The sequence below is a fragment of the Bradyrhizobium sp. USDA 4486 genome (assembly GCF_054057995.1).
Genome location: NZ_JBSRZV010000001.1, coordinates 2,721,794 through 2,739,068, shown reverse-complemented (window position 1 = coordinate 2,739,068; position 17,275 = coordinate 2,721,794). Strand labels below are relative to the sequence as shown.

Below are 17,275 nucleotides of genomic sequence, written 5' to 3'. Positions count from 1 at the left end.
GGTTGGTCGCCTGATCGGGAACAGCGGTTCAACTGTTTGATTGTCAGCGCGAGGAGTCGCGGCTAATGACGGTCCGCGGCTCTCCGCTCTACGTGAAAGTTCCGATGTCCATTCAGATGGTCTTGCTGCCTGTCTTCGTGCAGGTCTGTCTCACCTTCGCGCTGCTGATCGGCATGGTGCTGGCGCGCCGGCGCTCGCTGGTCTCGGGCGAGACCGAGATCCGCGACATTGCGCTGGGCGAGCCGAACTGGCCCAAGGGTGCCACACAAATCGCCAATTGCTACCGCAACCAGTTCGAGCTGCCGGTGCTGTTCTACGCCCTGATCGCGCTGGCGCTGCCGCTGCGCCATGCCGATCTCTTCATCGTGCTGATGTCCTGGGTGTTCGTGGTGACGCGCTTTGCCCATGCCGGCGTTTTCGTCTCCTCGAACGATCTCGGACGGCGCTCCACGATCTGGCTCGCCGGCGTGCTGGTGCTGCTGGCGATGTGGATCTACTTCGCGCTGAAAATGCTCCTGTTGATCTAGGCGCCCGCATGGTCCGGAAAAGCGGAAGACCGGTTTTCCGACAAGATCATGCGCAAAGACTCCGATCCCGATCTGAAAGATTCAAATGACTCCCGCTGCCCGGCTGTCCGCAGCCATCGAACTGATCGACACCATCGAGAAGGACCGCGTGCCCGCCGCGAAAGCGCTGAAGGAGTGGGGCACCGCGCACCGCTTCGCCGGCTCCGGCGACCGCGCCGCGATCGCCGGCCTCGTCTGGGACGTGCTGCGCCGCTACGCCTCGAGCGCCTGGCTCATGGACGCCGACACTGCGCGTGCCAGGCTGATCGGCATGCTCCGCCTCGAGCGCGACATGGACTCGGCCACCATGGCCGCAATGTTCGACGGCAGCCGCTTTGCGCCGGCGCCGCTGACCGACGCCGAGCAGGCCGCGCTCGCCTCGCGTTCTCTCAAGGACGCGCCCGCTGCCGTGGCGGGCGACTATCCGGAATGGCTCGATCCGTACCTGGCAAAAGTGTTCGGCGAGGATCGCGCTGCGGAAGCCGCCGCGATGGCGAGCCGGGCCCCGCTCGATCTGCGCGTCAACACGCTAAAATCCAATCGCGACAAGGTGCTGCGCGCGCTTTCTCATCTTCACGCGAAGCCTGCGCCATGGTCGGCAACGGGTTTGCGCATCGAGCTTTCGGCCGACGCGCGCAACCCCGGCATCCAGGCCGAGGAAGATTTCATCAAGGGCGGCGTTGAAGTTCAGGATGAGGGATCGCAGCTTGCGGCCCAGTTCACCGCGGCAAAACCCGGCGAGCAGGTGATTGATCTCTGCGCCGGCGCCGGCGGCAAGACGCTGGCGCTCGCAGCCCTGATGCAGGGCAAGGGCCGGCTGATCGCGACCGATCGCGACAAGCGCCAGCTCGCGCCGATCCACGAGCGCCTGTCGCGCGCCGGCGTCCATAACGCCGATGTGCGCACGCCCAAGGGCGAGGCCGATCCGCTCGCAGACATCCGCGCCTCGGCCGACCTCGTCGTCATCGACGCGCCCTGCACGGGAACCGGAACCTGGCGCCGCAACCCCGACGCCAAATGGCGTATGCGCCCCGGCGCGCTCGAGATTCGTCTGCGCGACCAGGCCGAGGTGCTCGACCGCGCGGTTCCGCTGGTGAAGCCGGGTGGGCGTATCGCCTACATCACCTGCTCGGTACTGTCGGAGGAGAATGGCGAGCAGGTGAGGGCGTTCGCGGAGCGCCATCCCGAGTTCGCGGTCGTTCCGCCCGAGCAGACCGCCAGCGTGCTCTGGGACAAGGCCGAGGCGTTTGCGGACGCCGCGCTGCAGTCAGCCGAAGGCTGGCTGATGACGCCGCGGCGCACGGGCACGGACGGTTTTTTTGTGTCGGTGCTGAAAAAGGTTTCGTAGGTTTGGGCAAAGCGAAGCGTGCCCACCGTTTGCCCATTTGACGGGTGATGGCACGTCGCGCGAGCGGCGCCTTTGCCCACTCTACGGCACCAGCGCACGGCCGTTCCCGCAAAACAAAAGCCCCACGGGCCGGATACCGGCCGCGGGGCTTTCGAGTTCCTAACGCTCTGCCGGTACGTCCGTGGTCAGAGCGCGCGCTGGCGATTAGCCGACGCGGAGATTGTCAGCCGACGACTTGCCGCTGCGGCGGTCGGCGACGACGTCGAACGAGACCTTCTGGCCCTCGTTGAGGGTCGACAGGCCGGCGCGCTCGACGGCGCTGATGTGGACGAACACGTCCTTGTTGCCGTCGTCCGGCTGGATGAAACCATAACCCTTTTGGGTGTTGAACCACTTCACGGTGCCCATAGCCATGGGAATTTCCTTTAGTTAGTTAAAGACGGTACGCACGTGGACCGGTACGCATTGCAGCGCCCATAGTCCTGATGAGTCGATGTTTTGGAGAAATCATCTGAAGCGTGCGCGCCTGTCTTAGACGAGGCGAAGCGGCCCAGTCGTTCGGCCAAGTATCGATGATCACAATATAGCGAGATAATTAGACTTCTTCAAGGCACCACCCGTGGTCCGGCATGTTGCGCCGGTGTTCAATTTTGCGGTGTAAATTGATCGTTCTCGCGCGTCTCAATCGACGATGAAGAGCGTCGCCCCTGTCGTCGTCGAGGACCGGTGCGCGGCATCGCCGAAATCGGAGACCTGGTAGCTCATCCCCGCCGTGAGCTTGAATTTGCGTCCGTCACGCAGCTCCGAGTCGAGCTCGCCCTTCAGGACGTGCAGCACGTGGCCGCGGTCACACCAATGATCCGCGAGATAGCCGGGCGAATACTCGACCATCCGCACACGCAAATCGCCGATGTTGAGCGTGCGCCATCTGGCCTCGCCGATTTCGCCGGGATGTAGCGTGGCCTCGACCTTGCTCCAGTCGGTCACGGTAAACGGGGAGGCGGGGAGCTTCATGGGGGGTCCTGTCTTTGGGCCGGCGGGCGCAGTGTTAGCGCACGCTGTCGCCTCCGTCATTGCAGGTGTGGCTCACGAACCTTCGTCACCCGCGGTGTCATCGCCCGACTTGATTGGGCGATCCAGTATTCCAGAGCGGTCGGGATTGAATCGATGGGCCGCGGCGTACTGGATTCCCCGCTTTCGCGGGGAATGACAGTGGCGAGTGCGGTTGCACCCTTCAATGCAAATGGTTCGCCGATCCCTGCACGATCAGCCCGGCATCATTCACGCGCAGATATTCGCAGATCTTCTTGCCCCGCTCGTTCTCGTAAAACACCACCACGCTATCAGGGCTGACGAACAGATCGATCAGCGAGAAATGCAGCTCCGGCAGCAGGGCGAGCGCCTTGCCCCAATAGGCCCGCAAGCTTTCCTTGCCCTGCACGGTGCCGCTGGCGTCGAATCCCATCGCCGGCATGCGGTCGGAGGTCATCACGACCGTCTCGTCATAGAGCGTGAGCACCCGCTCGAGGTCGCGCGCGTTCCAGGCCTCAACCCAGGTTCGGCCGAGCGCGGCCAGCGTTGCTGGCTGATGATGCTGTGGCATGACGTTCTCCCTGATCAGCCCTGTTTGCAGGTGGGGCAAAAGTAGGTCAATAATACTTACCTATGTCGGTTTGTCCATGCCCAAAGAAGCATGTGGGCGCGCGTGCCAGCGCGGTTGCGGGCAGGGGCGTGGTCGCGTATTTGCTTGCCATGACAGCAGCACAGAACGACCGCTCCGCGTCGACGCCCTCAGTGGCCTCGGCGCACGACAAGATTCTCATCGTCGACTTCGGCAGCCAGGTGACGCAGCTGATCGCGCGTCGCGTGCGCGAGGACGGCGTCTATTGCGAGATCGTCCCGTTCAACAAGGCCGAAGCCGCCTTCAACGAGATGAAGCCGAAAGCGGTGATCCTCTCCGGCGGCCCTGAGTCGGTGCATGAGGCCGGCTCGCCCCGCGCTCCGCAAGCGATCTTCGATTCCGGCGTACCGGTGATGGGCATCTGCTACGGCCAGATGACCATGGCAGCCCAGCTCGGCGGGGAGGTCGAGGGCGGCCATCACCGCGAATTCGGCCGCGCCGATGTCGAGGTGAAGGCGCAGAGCCAGCTATTCGAGGACGTCTGGACTCTCGGGGGCAAGAACCAGGTCTGGATGAGCCATGGCGACCGCATTACTAAAATGCCGCCGGGCTTCTCCGTTGCCGGCACCTCGCCGAACGCGCCGTTCGCGATCATCCAGGACGAGACGCGCAAATATTACGGCCTGATGTTCCACCCCGAAGTGGTGCACACGCCCGACGGCGCAAAACTGATCCGCAATTTCGTCCGCAAGATCGCCGGCCTTACCGGCGACTGGACCATGCGCGCCTTCCGCGAGGAGGAGATCGCAAAGATCCGCCAGCAGGTCGGCAAGGGCAAGGTGATCTGCGGCCTCTCCGGGGGCGTCGATTCAGCCGTCGCCGCTGTGCTGATCCACGAAGCCATCGGCGACCAGCTGACTTGCGTGTTCGTCGATCATGGCCTCTTGCGCCTCGACGAAGCCAAGACCGTCGTCGACCTGTTCCGGCACCACTACAACATCCCGCTCGTGCACGTGGATGCCTCGAAGCAATTCCTGGGCGAGCTCGAAGGCGTCACCGATCCCGAAGTGAAGCGCAAGACCATCGGCCGCCTCTTCATCGAGGTGTTCGAGCGGGAGGCCAAGAAGATCGGCGGCGCCGATTTCCTCGCGCAAGGCACGCTCTACCCCGACGTGATCGAGAGCGTCTCCTTCACCGGTGGCCCCTCGGTGACGATCAAGTCCCACCACAATGTCGGCGGACTGCCCGAGCGCATGAACATGAAGCTCGTCGAGCCCCTGCGCGAGCTGTTCAAGGACGAGGTGCGCAAGTTAGGCCGCGAGCTCGGCCTGCCCGAAATCTTCGTCGGCCGCCACCCGTTCCCGGGCCCAGGCCTCGCCATCCGCTGCCCCGGCGAGATCACCATGGACAAGCTCGACATCCTGCGCAAGGCGGACGCCGTGTACATCGACCAGATCAGGAAGCACGGCCTCTACGACGAGATCTGGCAGGCCTTTGCCGTGCTGCTCCCCGTCAAGACCGTCGGCGTCATGGGCGACGGCCGCACCTACGACTACGTCGTGGGCCTGCGCGCCGTCACCTCCACCGACGGCATGACCGCGGACTTCTACAAGTTCGACATGAAGTTCCTGGGCGAGACCGCCACGCGCATCATCAACGAGGTGAAGGGCGTGAATAGGGTGGTCTATGATGTGACGAGCAAGCCGCCGGGGACGATAGAGTGGGAGTAGCGCGCGCGACACCCTCAAGAGCGAACATCGTGTGATCAGTCAGCTCGTAGGATGGGTAGAGCGCAGCGAAACCCATCGCGATCGGCATTGATGGGTGTCGCATTGCTCCACCCATCCTACAAGTTCTGTCAAAGGCAATGTCGATAGTAGCGGAAGGGCAGCATGGGTGAGGACAACAAGAAGAAGGAATTCGTTGAACGGGTACGGCGGCACTTTCAGGAGATCGCGCCTCAACTGAATATGGAAATGGCGATGATCGCAGGAACGTCATGGGGCGACGCGACGAGCTTCCTGCCGATCGAATACGACTCGCAACTCTTTAGTGATGAATTTGCTGTCGCACTGTGGGCGATGGATGCAGATGGCGAGCCCGTTGACCGGGAGGGGCACCGGTTTCAAGGACCGACGGTCGTCGTTCCCTCCGAAATTTATGATGATGAAAAATACGAGGCGACTGAACCGTCCGAAACCGCTTCAGAGCTTCTGGAGCAGTGGTTCGCCCAAGCGTGGCGTGCCCATGGGCATGAGGCGCTTCGGGCATACATCGGTCACCATGACAGCTATTCAAGACCGATCTGGCCACCAGCGAACAGGTGAATTGGGACAGCATCGTTGCGCGAGCAAAGACTGAGCTCGCCTCATAGTCTCGCATTTCGGGCGCAGGATAGTAGAGCCCTGCCCACCGTCCTGACCGCCGCGCAGGTGCCCAGCGCTTGCGTTGGATGTGCACTGTGCCTGCTCATGCTACGACGTCTGCATCGCCTCTCTGGAGCCAGTGTTGATGTCCGTCCCGCCCACCCAACTCACCTCCACCGAATCCGACCCCGAAACCCTCGGCTGGATGCGCGGCTTCCCGCCATCCCCCGATCGCCTCATCACCTTCCAGGACGGCTCGTTCCGCAGCTTCCCCGAGCTGCGCTGGGCCTGGAGCAATATCCGCCAGCTGGTGCCGACGGTGAATGTCTGGCGCGGAGCGGGGCCTGCATCCGTGCTGCCGCGCGAAGATCATGACATCGGCGCGGTCGCCTCGACCACCATGGAGGGCCGGCCCATGACGTTCGCAAAGATGCTGGAGGAGACCTACACCGACGGCATCGCGGTGCTGCATCGGGGCAGGCTGATCTACGAGCGCTATTTCGGCGCGCTGAAGCCGCACAAGCCGCACATCGCGATGTCGGTGACGAAATCGTTCACCGGCGTGCTCGCAGGGCTCCTGGTCAGCGAGGGCAGGATCGATCCGCAGGCGCCGGTTACGGACTATGTGCCGGAGCTTAAGGAGAGTGCATTTGGCGATGCGCGCGTGCACGAGGTCATGGATATGACCACGGGGCTCGAATACACCGAAGTCTACACCGACAAGAACTCGCATGTCTGGGGCTTGCGGCGCGCCAACGGCATGGCGCCGATTCCGCCGGATTATGACGGCCCCACCACCATCTTCGATTTCCTGCTCGCGCAGAAGAAGCAGGGCGAGCACGGCAAGGCCTTTGCCTACAAGACCGTCAACACCGACGTGCTCGCCTGGATCATCAGGCGCGTCAGCGGCAGATCATTGTCGGATCTGCTCTCGGAGCAGATCTGGACCCAGATCGGCGCGGAGGAGGACGCGCATTATCACGTCGACCGCATCGGCACCGAAAGCGGCGGCGGCGGTCTGTCCACGACGCTGCGCGATCTCGCCCGCTTCGGCGAGACCATGCGCAATTTTGGCCGCTTCAACGGCCGTCAGATCGTGCCGTCGTCCGTGGTCGAGGACATCGCGCGCGGCGGCGACCCCGAAAAGTTCAAGCCGGCCGGTTACACCACGCTTCCCGGCGCGTCCTATCGCAATCAATGGTGGGTCACGCACAACGCCCACGGCGCCTATATGGCCCGCGGCGTTCACGGCCAGGGCATCTACATCGATCCCAAGGCCGAGATGGTGATCGCGCGCTACGCCTCGCATCCCATGGCGGGTAACGCCGCCAACGACCCCGTGACGCTGCCGGCCTATATGGCCCTGGCGAAGGCGCTGATGGCGGGCGGGTAGACTGCGCCATACACTCTTGTCATCGCCCGATTAATCGGGCGTTCCAATATTCCAGAGAAGCTGGTGATTGAACCGAGGGGCCGCGGCGTACTGGGTCGCCCGGTCGAGCCGGGCGACGACAGTGTACCAAACCGCAAGATCGGTCGAGCACGCCAAGGCCGTCACCGGCTAACTGCACCCGCCACGGAGGAGGGACGATGACGGCGGCGCTGCAAAACTATCAGGCTCGGATGCGCAGGGTGCTGGAGCATATTGACCGGCATCTCGACACGGATCTGGACCTGGACAGCCTGAGCGGCGTTGCAGCCTTCTCGAAATTTCATTTCCACCGGCAGTTCTCGGCAATTTTCGGGTTGTCAGTGCATCGTTATGTCCAGCTCGCCCGACTGAAGCGCGCTTCCTACCGGCTGGCTTACAGCGACGCGCACAGCGTCACTGACATCGCGATGGACGCCGGCTACGATGCACCGGATGCCTTCGCCCGCGCCTTTCGGCAACGGTTCGGGCAGTCGCCGTCGTCGTTCCGGAAATCGCCGGATTGGGAGCCGTGGCTTGCGGCCTTCGGGCCACTCGATATTGCGAGGAGCAAGCTCATGCAGACGACCTTTACCCCTGACGACGTGACGATCCGCGACGTGCCGACCATCAAGGTGGCGATCATGGAACACCGCGGCGACCCGGCGATGCTTGGCGCTACCATCCAGCGCTTCATCGCCTGGCGCAGGTCCGCCGGCCTGCATCCCAGCACGAGCCCGACCTTCAATGTCTGGCGCTCCGAACGGCGACCGGCGCGGCCGGGCGATTACAGTGCGGACCTATGCGTCGGGACCGATCAATCGATCGTGGCGAATGGCGAAGACATCAAGGCCGGCGAGATCCCCGGCGGACGCTGCGCGGTGCTGCGCGTCGTCGGCTACACCGACAATCTGGAGCCCGCTGCGCTCTATCTATATCGCGACTGGCTTCCGGCCAGCGGCGAGGAAGCGCGCGACTTTCCGCTCTATTGCCAGCGGCTGAGCTTTTTCCCAGATGTGCCGGAGCACGAGACGGTCGCCGAACTGTTCCTGCCGCTGAAGTAGCGCCGAGAACGGAGGTTACTGATGGGTAGAGCTTCGCAGCGCTCTACCCATCCTACGCGCTCACATCCCCAGCGCCATCGCGATGCGCGAGGCCAGCAGCTTGACGATGAAGCTTGGCGGATAGCTGCGATAGCTCGGCACATCCTCGGACAACACGGCGCCCTCGGGCTTGAACTTCGTACAGATCCGCGCCTGCAGCGGCGGCAGGTCACCATGAAAGCGCGCCCGGTACGCGGAGACCCAGTGCGGGCCGCGATCGAAATTCATGAACATCGCCGAATGGCAGCAGGTCGCGACCACCCGGTTGGTCGGCGACATCTCCTTGAGCTTGTGCGGCTTCAGAAGTTCGGCCCCCCGGGAGCACTCGAACCGGTCTTTGCGAAAGAGCATGTACGCCGTCCCACCGTCGCGATCGCGCACGGGCGCCGCATGCGGCAGCGCTTCGATCTGGGCCGCAGCCTTCTGGCAATCGTCGCAATAGCAGGCGGCGCTGACGATCGGCCTGCCGAAGGCTTTGACTTCGACGCTGCCGCAGGCGCAGGTTGTGGTGACGATGGGAGCATTGGTCATAAGTTGCATCTCATGGGGTTCTTGGCATGTCTCAAGCCGCCGCTTGAGCTCACAGGACGGATGAGCGAAGCCTGATCCGACATCATGAGTGCGGCGCGACGTAAATTGTCCGCCCTAAAGATCCCGCGACAGCTTCTCAAACTTCTTCATCAGCCGCTCACGTTTCAGCCGCGACAGCCGCTGGATCCAGAATATGCCGTCGAGCTGGTCGATCTCGTGCTGGTGACAGACGGCGCGCAGGGCCTCCGCTTCCTCGGTTTGCATGTGGCCGTCGACATCGAAATGGCTGATCCGCACCCGGGCGTGGCGCTGGACCTCGTCGTTGACGCCGGGCATCGAGACGCTGCCCTCGCGGTGCGTGATCATCTCGGGCGAGGCCCATTCGATCACCGGATTGACGTGAGTGCGTGCGCCGTCCTTGGCATCGAGCTCGAGCACGACGACGCGCAAGGGCACGCCGATATGCGGCGCGGTGATGCCGATGCCGGGCGCGGCGCGCATCGTGTCGAGCAAATCTGCCGCAAGCTCGCACAAGCCGTCGTCGAACGCGGTGACGGCGCGGGCAGGGACCGTGAGGCGGCGGTCGGGATAACGAACGATCGGGCGAATGGTCATACCCGCTCCTAGCACTCACGGACGGTTGAAGCACCTCGTCGTTGACTCCCTACCAACTGGAAGGTAGTCATCCGTCATGAGCAACGTGTCCTCGACCGCCGACGACATCCTCGCCTGCGCGCGCAGCCTGATCATCGCGGGCGGCTTTAACGGCTTCAGCTATGCCGACATCGCCGAGGTCGTCGGCATCCGCAAGCCGAGCATTCACCACCATTTCGCCGGCAAGGTGGATCTGGTCCGCACCCTCGTGTCGCGCTATCGGGCGGAAGCCGAGGCGGGACTGGCTGCCCTGGAGCGCAACATCCCCGATCCGCGCGACCAGCTCAAAAGCTATCTCGCATACTGGGAGGCGTGCATTGCCGACGCGACGGCGCCCTTCTGCGTCTGCGCGCTGCTCGCCACCGAGCTTCCGATCCTGCCGGAGGAGGTGGCGCTCGAAGTCCGCGCCCACTTCCGCGCGCTCGCGTCCTGGCTGACATCGGTGATGGAGCGCGGCAAGAGGAAAGGGCGGCTTCACCTCTCGAGCTCGGCCAAGGTCGAAGCGGAAGGATTCATGGCGACCATTCACGGCGCGATGCTGTCGGCGCGCGCGTATGGCGATCCAAAAATGTTCGGCGTGATCACCGGCCCGCTGCTGGAGCGGCTGTCAACCAGGCACTGAAGACATCGGCAAGAGGATCACAGCACCCCCGCAGGCGATCCGGGGGGCGCCTTGCTGGGAAAACTACCAACTAGTAGGTAAAGGAGAAGCTGCGATGGTGCAACATCAATTGGATCTGGTTCGTGTCGATCGCGAGCGGTGGCTGAAGGAATACTACTTCTTGCGCGCGGCGTTCTCGATCGCCTGGGTCGTTGCCGCATTTGCAGTCGGGCCGTCGTCGGCCGTGATCGCCGGCGTCCTGCTCGTGCTCTATCCGGCATGGGACGCTGCGGCCAATCTTGTGGATGGCTTGCGCAGTGGCGGGCTCGAGCAAAACCGCACGCAGGTGTTGAACGTCGGGGTCAGCCTTGCGACCGCGATCGCGGTCCTTCTCGCGCTGCAGACGAGCATGAACTGGGTCCTCGGCGTGTTCGGTGCATGGGCGATCCTATCCGGATTGCTCCAGCTGGGCACGGCCGTGCGGCGCTGGAAAAGTTTTGGTGCGCAGTGGGCCATGGTGCTCAGCGGTGGCCAGTCGGCACTCGCGGGCGCGTTCTTCATCTTCCAGGCCACGACGCCGATGTCGCCGTCGATCGCAACCGTCACGGGCTATGCCGCCGTCGGCGCGCTCTATTTCCTGGTCTCGGCGGTCTGGCTCACCGTCAGCGCATGGCGCCGGCGCGCCAAGCGAGCTCAGCTGGGATGATGCGATGGCGTCATCCCGCTGTCTGCCGGGCGAGTCAAATCGCGCTCTGGCGATTGCCCCGCATCGTCGCGTGGCCTAACGTTGCCGCCAACAACAAGAGTCGAAAGCGGAGGACAACTTCATGCGCTCGATCGCGATCGCCCTGGCGGCAACCATCACAGCGGCAACGCCTGTTGCGGCCGATTATCTGGTCAAGGAGGTCGGCAGCTTCCACATCGGCGGGCGCACCGAGACGCTGAACGGACTTCCCTCCAAGGAGATCGTGTTTTCGCCCGGAGCCCCGCCGATCAAGGTCGATCCGAACGGCGAGTTCGAGGTCGAGCAGATGTATGTCCAGTTCGTCAAGCTCGCGCAGCCGAAATCGAAGCTGCCGCTGCTGCTCTGGCATGGCGGCGGCCTGTCCGGAGTGACGTGGGAGACCAAGCCCGACGGCAAGCCGGGCTGGCAGCAGTTCTTCCTCAATGCCGGCTACGACGTCTACGTCTCCGATGCGGTCGAGCGCGGCCGCGCCTCCTGGGCGCGCTACCCCGAGATATTCAAGAGCGAGCCGTTCTTCCGGCCGAAGAAGGAGGCCTGGGAGCTGTTCCGGATCGGGCCGAGCTACGAGGTCGGCGGCAGGCGCGAGGCCTTCGAGGGCGAGCAATTCCCGATCGAGGCCTTCGACCAGTTCGCCAAGCAGGGCATCCCGCGCTGGGCGACGAATGACGCCGCCACGCAAAAAGCGTATGACGCGCTGGTGCAGAAGGTGTGCCCATGCATCGTTCTGGTCCACAGCCAGGGCGGCAATTTCGGCTTCACGGCCGCGCTCAACGCGCCCGACAAGGTCAAGGCGCTGATCACGATCGAGCCGTCGGGCGCGCCGGACCCCGCCAAGGCGGATGCGGCAAAGCTCAAGGGCGTGCCGCATCTGATCGTGTGGGGCGATTTCCTCGACAAGGTCCCGGTGTGGTCGAAACTCGCAGTCAACCCGACCAAATGGGGCCAGGCGATCGCCACCGCCGGCGGCAAGGTCGATACGTTCGAGCTGCCCAAGATGGGGATCAAGGGCAACACCCACATGCTGATGATGGACCGCAACTCTGATGATGTCGCACGGCTGATCAACGACTGGATCGGCAAGCAGGGGCTGGAGAATTAGAGCGGGGATTGAAGGCGCAGCTATAGCCTGATTGACACGAGTTGAACGATGGCATGATGCACCCCCAGGCACCGGCCCGCGACCAACGGAAATTCCTTGAGCAGGGCGGGCTCGAGGCAGTCGCAACTACTAGACGAGCAGATAACTCTTCCGCGGACGAGATCGAACGGTTGTGGGACCAAGTTGCTGGCTTGGAGGACGAACGGTCGATGCGCATTCGTGGAGTAGGTAGAGCGAAGCGACACGCACGAGAGCCGCTAGCTGCTACGTGCCGCCGTCACGGGCGATGGATTTCGAACGGGTGCAACCCATCTTGCGAGCTGGTCGGCCGCCGGCGCTGCGTGCATCATTCTCGGCTGCACCGAGGTCACGATGCTGGTGGGTGCTACGGATGCGTCGGTCGAGACGTTCGACACGACGGCGATTCACGTCCGAGAAGGCGGCCGATTTTGTCGTCGGGTGATGGCGAGCGCGGCGGAGGCTTAGGTGCTTGTCATGCGAAGCTGTGAGTTCGGCTTGTGTCCGCTTGGGTCGGAAGCCGACTCCATCTCATGGACGCTTACGCCTGTCATGGGGCCAATTTCGGAAGCCGCTTGCGTCAGAAACCAAGGGCTGTTGTCGAAAGCGGCGGTGCCGGTTGGTCACCGCCGCTGTGATCGCTCTCATTGAGCTACTTTGCTGCTTGCTGCGATTGCGGCGGCGGCTTAGGAAGCGACGTCAGCATGCGGATCTTCCATTGTCCATTCTCACGAACATCAACAGACGTCCAAATGACGTTCAACTCGAGAGGATCGCCCTTGTCGTTCTTGCCAGCTACGCGGGCCTCGCCGGTAAGCAGAGCCATGTTCTCTGACAGAGGTTGAATGTCGGTCGTCTTTATTTCGAGATGGTTCATTCCAGCCTTGAAGGCGCCTTCGTAATATTTCGTATTGTCGGGCTCAATTCCATTCTGAGTGACGCGGAGGTAGTCCTTCGTGAAGAGGGAGGTAATCCCTGCAGCGTCCTGCTTGTTGAAGTGGTGCTCGTATGCGGAAGCTACCCTCCCAAGCTCCTCCCTAAGATTTTGATCCGAAGCGGTCGCAGCCATTGTTGATAGCAGCAGCGAAAAACATACGACTCCAAAAGTGCGCATGATGTTACTCCCTACTGTTAGATGCCTCCCTCAACTTGAGGATGGAGACGAGGCTGATCCCCATCCTCCTTGGCGACACCGGGTGGTTGGCCGGTATGGGAGGAGCATGTTCTATCGGTGTCGGAGAAAAGCTCTCCAGATCCGAGACATGCTCGACTGTTTACGGCTGAGGCCCAGCCGATTCTTCCAAACCGCGAAGCTGCCTAACCATCAATTCTCCGATCTTCGTGCCCATATCCTTCCCCACAATTGTTGAGAACCGGTCGTGGAAAACGTCAATTCGCGCACTGGCCACTTGATCGCTGTGATCTCGCAGGTGGACCTGTTTGCGTACGATACCCGGCGCGGTCGGGCTCTTAAGCGAAGATTCCCCGAACTCGTCACTGACGAAAGTCATGAGTGCGGCGGATATCGCAGCTGCACGATCCGTGCGAGCCACCGCGATAAAATACAAACTAGCAAAGCGAGCAGACCTGCCTTGTGAGGTAGCTTACATCTCTGCACGCGTGTTCGGCGGGATTATTCAAGAAAGATTTTGCCAGGTTGGCCAAATGCGTCAGATGCAATGACCTGAACAGCACTCAAATCTCGATAGGGTCGAGAAGCCAAATTGGACGCTGAGAGCCGACATTCCGGGGAAAGAGAAAGCGTCGGCAAAGAGCGTCAAAGCCGACTTCAATCCTCTGGATTGCTACAACACAAGGCCGCAAAGTCGTGGGCCTTTCGACCGAACGCCGTAGTCCCAAAGGCCTACTCAATCACCTCATCGGCGCTCGCAAGCAATGTCGGTGGTATGCTCACGCCAAGCACCATTGCAGCCTTGAGGTTGATTACCAGCTTCAAGCGAGTGGGTTGTTCGACAGGAAGGTCCGCGGGCTTTGCGCCCCTCAAGATTCTATCGACATAACCGGCCAGCTTGCGAAAAGTCTCACCAACGTCTTGTCCATACGACATTAGCAGACCGAAGCGCACCTTTTCGGACCAGATAGATAGAGTCGGTACTCGATGCGTCAACGCTGATGCTCCAACTCGCACTCCTTCGTTTGCCAGCATTGCGCCGACTAAAATCGCAGCTTGGCAACCTTGTTCAGCTGCCACTGAGAATGCCCCGTCGATTGCGTCGGGTGTTGGGACTTCAACCCGATCCAGAATAAGCCCCATCGCCTTCGCGGCTTTCGAGTAGAGTTCGAGGTTCGTCGTTGACGCGACGGAACCCAACGAGCGGTCTTGGAGAAGTGCCACTCGACTCAAACTCGGGATTGCTTCCTTCAACAGGCTCAGACGCTTGCCGGTAAGATCGATAGCCATAAACGACAGGCCGGTTAAATTTCCGCCAGGGTGCGCCAGACTAGCGACAAGACCAGAACCGACTGGGTCCGCCACCACACCGAATACGATTGGGCTTGTGCTTGTGATCTGCTTGAGCGCAACGGCTCCCGGTTCAGTTATGGCAACGATCACGTCAAGATTGCTCTCGACCAGCTCTTTAGCGAGGCTCCGATACCGATCCGGCTGTTCGGCGGGAAATCGATGTGAGAACACAACGTTCTTGCCTTCAACATAACCAAGATCACCGAGGGCCTTGGTCAGGATACCCAAATAGACCTCTTCTTCTTCCGCGCTGCCCGCGTGCCAAAGCACGCCGATTTTCGCCGTTTTTGTTTTGTGCTGCGCGTGCGCGATCAGCGGCCAAACAGCTGAGAGCCCAGCAATCCAAATGATGAATTCTCGCCGTCGCATGTGTCCCCTCGAAGGACCACGCCCATGGGATGAACAGATTAGCACTTTGTGGCAGAGCCGCGAGAGGCAAATGAAGCGGCAGCGATGTGTGGATGTTCGGCTTCGGGTTACGATGAAGCATCCCGGACTTGCGGAGCTTGGTCTCCTCATGGCGCAGAAGCGGACGCTCGGATTTGTGAGTACAAGTCCTGGAGCAGATTAGATTTGCCCGCTCTGAATCTTCGCGTTGTAGCCTGCAAGCTGTACCCGCGTCGGGCAGGGTATCATTGGAACGCTTCGGCAGTCTGGCTCACTCCCGCCGTTTGCTTAGTCCGGATAGGGCGTGCCGTCCTTGTGCACGAACCGGCCGTCGGAGTTCGCGCTCATCATGCCGATGTCGGAGCAGGTCGTGAGGTCCTCGGGCGCGCGGGAGCCGACCTCGAGATAGACGGCGACCGCATCCGAGCGGTTGATCATGTGATGGCCGTTGCCGCTGCCTTTCGGGAAGGGGCGCAGTCGCCTGCGCGCAGCTCGGTTTCGCCCTCGTCCTCGATCAGCACTACTTCGCCTTCGAGCACATAGACGAACTCGTCCTCATGCGAATGCCAGTGCCGCTGGCTCGACCAGTTGCCCGGCGGCAGGCGCATCAGGTTGACGCCGAAGTCGGAAAGGCCGCCGGCATTGCCGAGCCGCTTGCGGATGCGCTCGGCACTGGGCGCGTCGAAGGGGGCTGGATAGCCCGAGCCCTTGCGGGCCGGGACGGTGGCGAGGTCGATCTTTGGCATGCGAAGGGTCCGTTCAAAGTCAGTGCATCGAAACGGGCACGGATCGGCGACCGAGCCGCCACGATCGGCGGGCGTCAAACCGTGATGCGACTATGCTGGCGGGATGATGACATCATGCCGGTGTTTTGCCCGACGTGTCAAATCGGTTGCTGGCATCGCGATTCATAGCAATTCTTGGGCTCCGAAAGCGATGAATCTCGCAAGCCATTGATCCCGCTGCTGCCGGCTACTGTGCATGGGGTTGTTTTCGATATTCTTTGATGTGCGGGCCCAAATTCACGCGGCCAGAGGCCCGCCGCAAAAAATCGCGATACTCTGTCGGCCCGCGCAGTTCCCATTCGTCTTCCACGCGAGACAGATCTGACGGGAGACCAAAATGAACGCTTCCTCCTATCGCTGGGTGATCGTCGCCGCCGGCGGCTTGCTCGGCTGCGTCGCGATCGGCGGCATGTTCTCGCTGCCGGTGTTCCTGCAGCCGATCACAAAGGACACCGGCTGGTCGGTGACCGGCATCTCCAGCGCGATGACGATCGGCTTCCTGGCGATGGCCTGCACCAGCATGGCCTGGGGCACGGCCACGGACCGGTTCGGGCCGCGTCCGGTGGTGCTGACGGGATCGACCGTGCTGGCACTGAGCCTGTTCGCCGCGAGCCACGCGACCTCGCTCGTCGTGTTCCAGTTCGTGTTCGGTCTTCTGGTCGGCGCCTCCTGCGCCGCGATCTTCGCGCCGATGATGGCGACCGTCACCGGCTGGTTCGACACCCATCGCAGCCTCGCGGTGTCGCTGGTGTCGGCCGGCATGGGCATGGCGCCGATGACGATGTCGCCGTTCGCGGCCTGGCTCGTCTCCGGCCATGACTGGCGCACCTCCATGCAGATCGTGGCGCTCGTGGTCGGCGCCATCATGATCCCGGCCTCGCTGCTGGTGCGCCGCCCGCCCGCGCTCGCGCAAGCCGTGGCCGCGCCGATGGCTGAGGAGAGCGCGCAGGCGGAGATGTCGATGGCGGAGGCGCTGCGCTCGCCGCAATTCCTGATCCTGCTCGCGACCAACTTCTTCTGCTGCGCCACTCATTCCGGCCCGATCATCCACACCGTGTCCTATGCGGTGAGCTGCGGCATCCCGCTGATCGCGGCGGTGACGATCTACAGCGTCGAGGGGCTTGCCGGCATGGGCGGCCGCATCGCCTTCGGCCTGATGGGCGACCGCTTCGGCGCCAAGCGCGTGCTGGTCTCGGGACTGCTGCTCCAGGCGTTCGGCGCGCTCGCTTATGTCTTCGCCCATCAGCTCGCGACGTTCTACGCGGTCGGCGCCGTGTTCGGCTTCATCTATGCCGGCACCATGCCGCTCTATGCCGTGCTCGCCCGCGAAAACTTTCCGCTGCGGATGATGGGTACCGTGATCGGCGGCACCGCGATGGCCGGCAGCCTCGGCATGGCGACCGGCCCGCTCGCTGGCGGTCTGATCTATGACGCGTTCTCCAGCTACGCCTGGCTCTACATCGCCTCCTGGGCGATGGGTCTGGGTGCATTCCTGATGTCGATGACGTTCCGCCCCTTTGCCAGGCCGCAAGGTGAGGCGGCGCCGGCGGCGGCGTGA

Annotated in this window: 17 protein-coding genes and 1 pseudogene; 10 read left to right on the top strand and 8 right to left on the bottom strand. The window is 62.6% G+C overall.

Going from position 1 to position 17,275, the window contains the following annotated elements; genetic code table 11:
- Window positions 1-104 precede the first annotated feature (104 nt).
- Together ACVWY3_RS13545 and ACVWY3_RS13540 are read left to right on the top strand one after the other, a co-directional pair.
- Window positions 105-527, top strand: coding sequence for an MAPEG family protein (locus tag ACVWY3_RS13545; RefSeq protein ID WP_456838892.1), 423 nt, complete (start codon window positions 105-107; stop codon window positions 525-527).
- 85 nt (window positions 528-612) lie between these two features.
- Complete coding sequence (locus ACVWY3_RS13540) at window positions 613-1,914, top strand: RsmB/NOP family class I SAM-dependent RNA methyltransferase (protein WP_456838891.1); 1,302 nt, start codon at window positions 613-615, stop codon at window positions 1,912-1,914.
- Between the two features lie 204 nt (window positions 1,915-2,118).
- On the opposite strand, the gene ACVWY3_RS13535 is transcribed toward ACVWY3_RS13540, so the two are convergent.
- From ACVWY3_RS13535 to ACVWY3_RS13525, 3 genes are all read right to left on the bottom strand, one after another.
- Window positions 2,119-2,328 (bottom strand): cold-shock protein, encoded by a 210-nt coding sequence (locus ACVWY3_RS13535; RefSeq protein ID WP_084805523.1) that lies wholly within the window; start codon window positions 2,326-2,328, stop codon window positions 2,119-2,121.
- 267 nt (window positions 2,329-2,595) lie between these two features.
- Window positions 2,596-2,928: a DHCW motif cupin fold protein gene (locus tag ACVWY3_RS13530; RefSeq protein WP_456838890.1), complete on the bottom strand. Its 333-nt coding sequence runs from the start codon at window positions 2,926-2,928 to the stop codon at window positions 2,596-2,598.
- Between the two features lie 220 nt (window positions 2,929-3,148).
- A complete protein-coding gene (locus tag ACVWY3_RS13525) occupies window positions 3,149-3,517 on the bottom strand; it encodes a nuclear transport factor 2 family protein (RefSeq protein ID WP_456838889.1) in 369 nt (122 codons plus the stop codon).
- Window positions 3,518-3,666: 149 nt separating this feature from the next.
- On the opposite strand from ACVWY3_RS13525, the gene guaA reads away from it, so the two are divergent.
- The 4 genes from guaA to ACVWY3_RS13505 all read left to right on the top strand — a co-directional run bounded on the left by guaA (window position 3,667) and on the right by ACVWY3_RS13505 (window position 8,373).
- Window positions 3,667-5,265, top strand: a complete 1,599-nt coding sequence (gene guaA / locus ACVWY3_RS13520) for a glutamine-hydrolyzing GMP synthase (protein ID WP_456838888.1) — start codon at window positions 3,667-3,669, stop codon at window positions 5,263-5,265.
- Window positions 5,266-5,427: 162 nt separating this feature from the next.
- On the top strand, window positions 5,428-5,862 hold the full coding sequence (locus ACVWY3_RS13515; protein ID WP_456838887.1) for a hypothetical protein: 435 nt from the start codon (window positions 5,428-5,430) through the stop codon (window positions 5,860-5,862).
- Window positions 5,863-6,046: 184 nt separating this feature from the next.
- Window positions 6,047-7,294 carry a serine hydrolase domain-containing protein gene (locus ACVWY3_RS13510; RefSeq protein WP_456838886.1) on the top strand — a complete coding sequence of 416 codons (1,248 nt, stop codon included), beginning with the start codon at window positions 6,047-6,049 and terminating at the stop codon, window positions 7,292-7,294.
- Window positions 7,295-7,491: 197 nt separating this feature from the next.
- Window positions 7,492-8,373, top strand: coding sequence for an AraC family transcriptional regulator (locus ACVWY3_RS13505; RefSeq protein WP_456838885.1), 882 nt, complete (start codon window positions 7,492-7,494; stop codon window positions 8,371-8,373).
- Between the two features lie 60 nt (window positions 8,374-8,433).
- Here ACVWY3_RS13505 and ACVWY3_RS13500 read toward each other — a convergent pair whose 3' ends face one another.
- Together ACVWY3_RS13500 and ACVWY3_RS13495 are read right to left on the bottom strand one after the other, a co-directional pair.
- The gene (locus ACVWY3_RS13500) at window positions 8,434-8,943 is read right to left on the bottom strand and encodes a GFA family protein (protein ID WP_456838884.1); all 510 of its coding nucleotides are present in this window, start codon (window positions 8,941-8,943) and stop codon (window positions 8,434-8,436) included.
- A 114-nt stretch (window positions 8,944-9,057) separates the two neighbouring features.
- On the bottom strand, window positions 9,058-9,558 hold the full coding sequence (locus ACVWY3_RS13495) for a peptide deformylase (protein WP_456838883.1): 501 nt from the start codon (window positions 9,556-9,558) through the stop codon (window positions 9,058-9,060).
- Window positions 9,559-9,634: 76 nt separating this feature from the next.
- Here ACVWY3_RS13495 and ACVWY3_RS13490 point away from each other — a divergent pair, with 76 nt between their 5' ends.
- The 3 genes from ACVWY3_RS13490 to ACVWY3_RS13480 all read left to right on the top strand — a co-directional run bounded on the left by ACVWY3_RS13490 (window position 9,635) and on the right by ACVWY3_RS13480 (window position 12,042).
- Entirely contained in the window at window positions 9,635-10,219 is a 585-nt protein-coding gene (locus ACVWY3_RS13490) for a TetR/AcrR family transcriptional regulator (protein WP_456838882.1), read from the top strand.
- 94 nt (window positions 10,220-10,313) lie between these two features.
- Window positions 10,314-10,904 carry a DUF308 domain-containing protein gene (locus ACVWY3_RS13485; RefSeq protein WP_456838881.1) on the top strand — a complete coding sequence of 197 codons (591 nt, stop codon included), beginning with the start codon at window positions 10,314-10,316 and terminating at the stop codon, window positions 10,902-10,904.
- 121 nt (window positions 10,905-11,025) lie between these two features.
- Entirely contained in the window at window positions 11,026-12,042 is a 1,017-nt protein-coding gene (locus tag ACVWY3_RS13480; protein WP_456838880.1) for an esterase, read from the top strand.
- Window positions 12,043-12,712: 670 nt separating this feature from the next.
- On the opposite strand, the gene ACVWY3_RS13475 is transcribed toward ACVWY3_RS13480, so the two are convergent.
- The 3 genes and pseudogenes from ACVWY3_RS13475 to ACVWY3_RS13465 form a co-directional block, all read right to left on the bottom strand.
- Window positions 12,713-13,174, bottom strand: coding sequence for a YybH family protein (locus tag ACVWY3_RS13475; protein WP_456838879.1), 462 nt, complete (start codon window positions 13,172-13,174; stop codon window positions 12,713-12,715).
- A gap of 750 nt (window positions 13,175-13,924) precedes the next feature.
- On the bottom strand, window positions 13,925-14,914 hold the full coding sequence (locus ACVWY3_RS13470; RefSeq protein WP_456838878.1) for an ABC transporter substrate-binding protein: 990 nt from the start codon (window positions 14,912-14,914) through the stop codon (window positions 13,925-13,927).
- A 306-nt stretch (window positions 14,915-15,220) separates the two neighbouring features.
- A pseudogene (locus tag ACVWY3_RS13465) lies at window positions 15,221-15,678 on the bottom strand (cupin domain-containing protein).
- A gap of 376 nt (window positions 15,679-16,054) precedes the next feature.
- On the opposite strand from ACVWY3_RS13465, the gene ACVWY3_RS13460 reads away from it, so the two are divergent.
- Complete coding sequence (locus ACVWY3_RS13460) at window positions 16,055-17,275, top strand: MFS transporter (RefSeq protein WP_456838877.1); 1,221 nt, start codon at window positions 16,055-16,057, stop codon at window positions 17,273-17,275.

Excerpts from the sequence above, each read along its gene's own strand:
- ACVWY3_RS13490 (WP_456838882.1), top strand. The coding sequence starts at position 9,635 with ATGAGCAACGTGTCCTCGACCGCCGACGACATCCTCGCCTGCGCGCGC.
- ACVWY3_RS13500 (WP_456838884.1), bottom strand. The coding sequence starts at position 8,943 with ATGACCAATGCTCCCATCGTCACCACAACCTGCGCCTGCGGCAGCGTC.
- ACVWY3_RS13475 (WP_456838879.1), bottom strand. The coding sequence starts at position 13,174 with ATGCGCACTTTTGGAGTCGTATGTTTTTCGCTGCTGCTATCAACAATG.
- ACVWY3_RS13505 (WP_456838885.1), top strand. The coding sequence starts at position 7,492 with ATGACGGCGGCGCTGCAAAACTATCAGGCTCGGATGCGCAGGGTGCTG.
- ACVWY3_RS13540 (WP_456838891.1), top strand. The coding sequence starts at position 613 with ATGACTCCCGCTGCCCGGCTGTCCGCAGCCATCGAACTGATCGACACC.
- ACVWY3_RS13470 (WP_456838878.1), bottom strand. The coding sequence starts at position 14,914 with ATGCGACGGCGAGAATTCATCATTTGGATTGCTGGGCTCTCAGCTGTT.
- guaA (WP_456838888.1), top strand. The coding sequence starts at position 3,667 with ATGACAGCAGCACAGAACGACCGCTCCGCGTCGACGCCCTCAGTGGCC.
- ACVWY3_RS13515 (WP_456838887.1), top strand. The coding sequence starts at position 5,428 with ATGGGTGAGGACAACAAGAAGAAGGAATTCGTTGAACGGGTACGGCGG.
- ACVWY3_RS13460 (WP_456838877.1), top strand. The coding sequence starts at position 16,055 with ATGAACGCTTCCTCCTATCGCTGGGTGATCGTCGCCGCCGGCGGCTTG.
- ACVWY3_RS13480 (WP_456838880.1), top strand. The coding sequence starts at position 11,026 with ATGCGCTCGATCGCGATCGCCCTGGCGGCAACCATCACAGCGGCAACG.
- ACVWY3_RS13535 (WP_084805523.1), bottom strand. The coding sequence starts at position 2,328 with ATGGCTATGGGCACCGTGAAGTGGTTCAACACCCAAAAGGGTTATGGT.
- ACVWY3_RS13495 (WP_456838883.1), bottom strand. The coding sequence starts at position 9,558 with ATGACCATTCGCCCGATCGTTCGTTATCCCGACCGCCGCCTCACGGTC.
- ACVWY3_RS13545 (WP_456838892.1), top strand. The coding sequence starts at position 105 with ATGTCCATTCAGATGGTCTTGCTGCCTGTCTTCGTGCAGGTCTGTCTC.
- ACVWY3_RS13530 (WP_456838890.1), bottom strand. The coding sequence starts at position 2,928 with ATGAAGCTCCCCGCCTCCCCGTTTACCGTGACCGACTGGAGCAAGGTC.
- ACVWY3_RS13510 (WP_456838886.1), top strand. The coding sequence starts at position 6,047 with ATGTCCGTCCCGCCCACCCAACTCACCTCCACCGAATCCGACCCCGAA.
- ACVWY3_RS13525 (WP_456838889.1), bottom strand. The coding sequence starts at position 3,517 with ATGCCACAGCATCATCAGCCAGCAACGCTGGCCGCGCTCGGCCGAACC.
- ACVWY3_RS13485 (WP_456838881.1), top strand. The coding sequence starts at position 10,314 with ATGGTGCAACATCAATTGGATCTGGTTCGTGTCGATCGCGAGCGGTGG.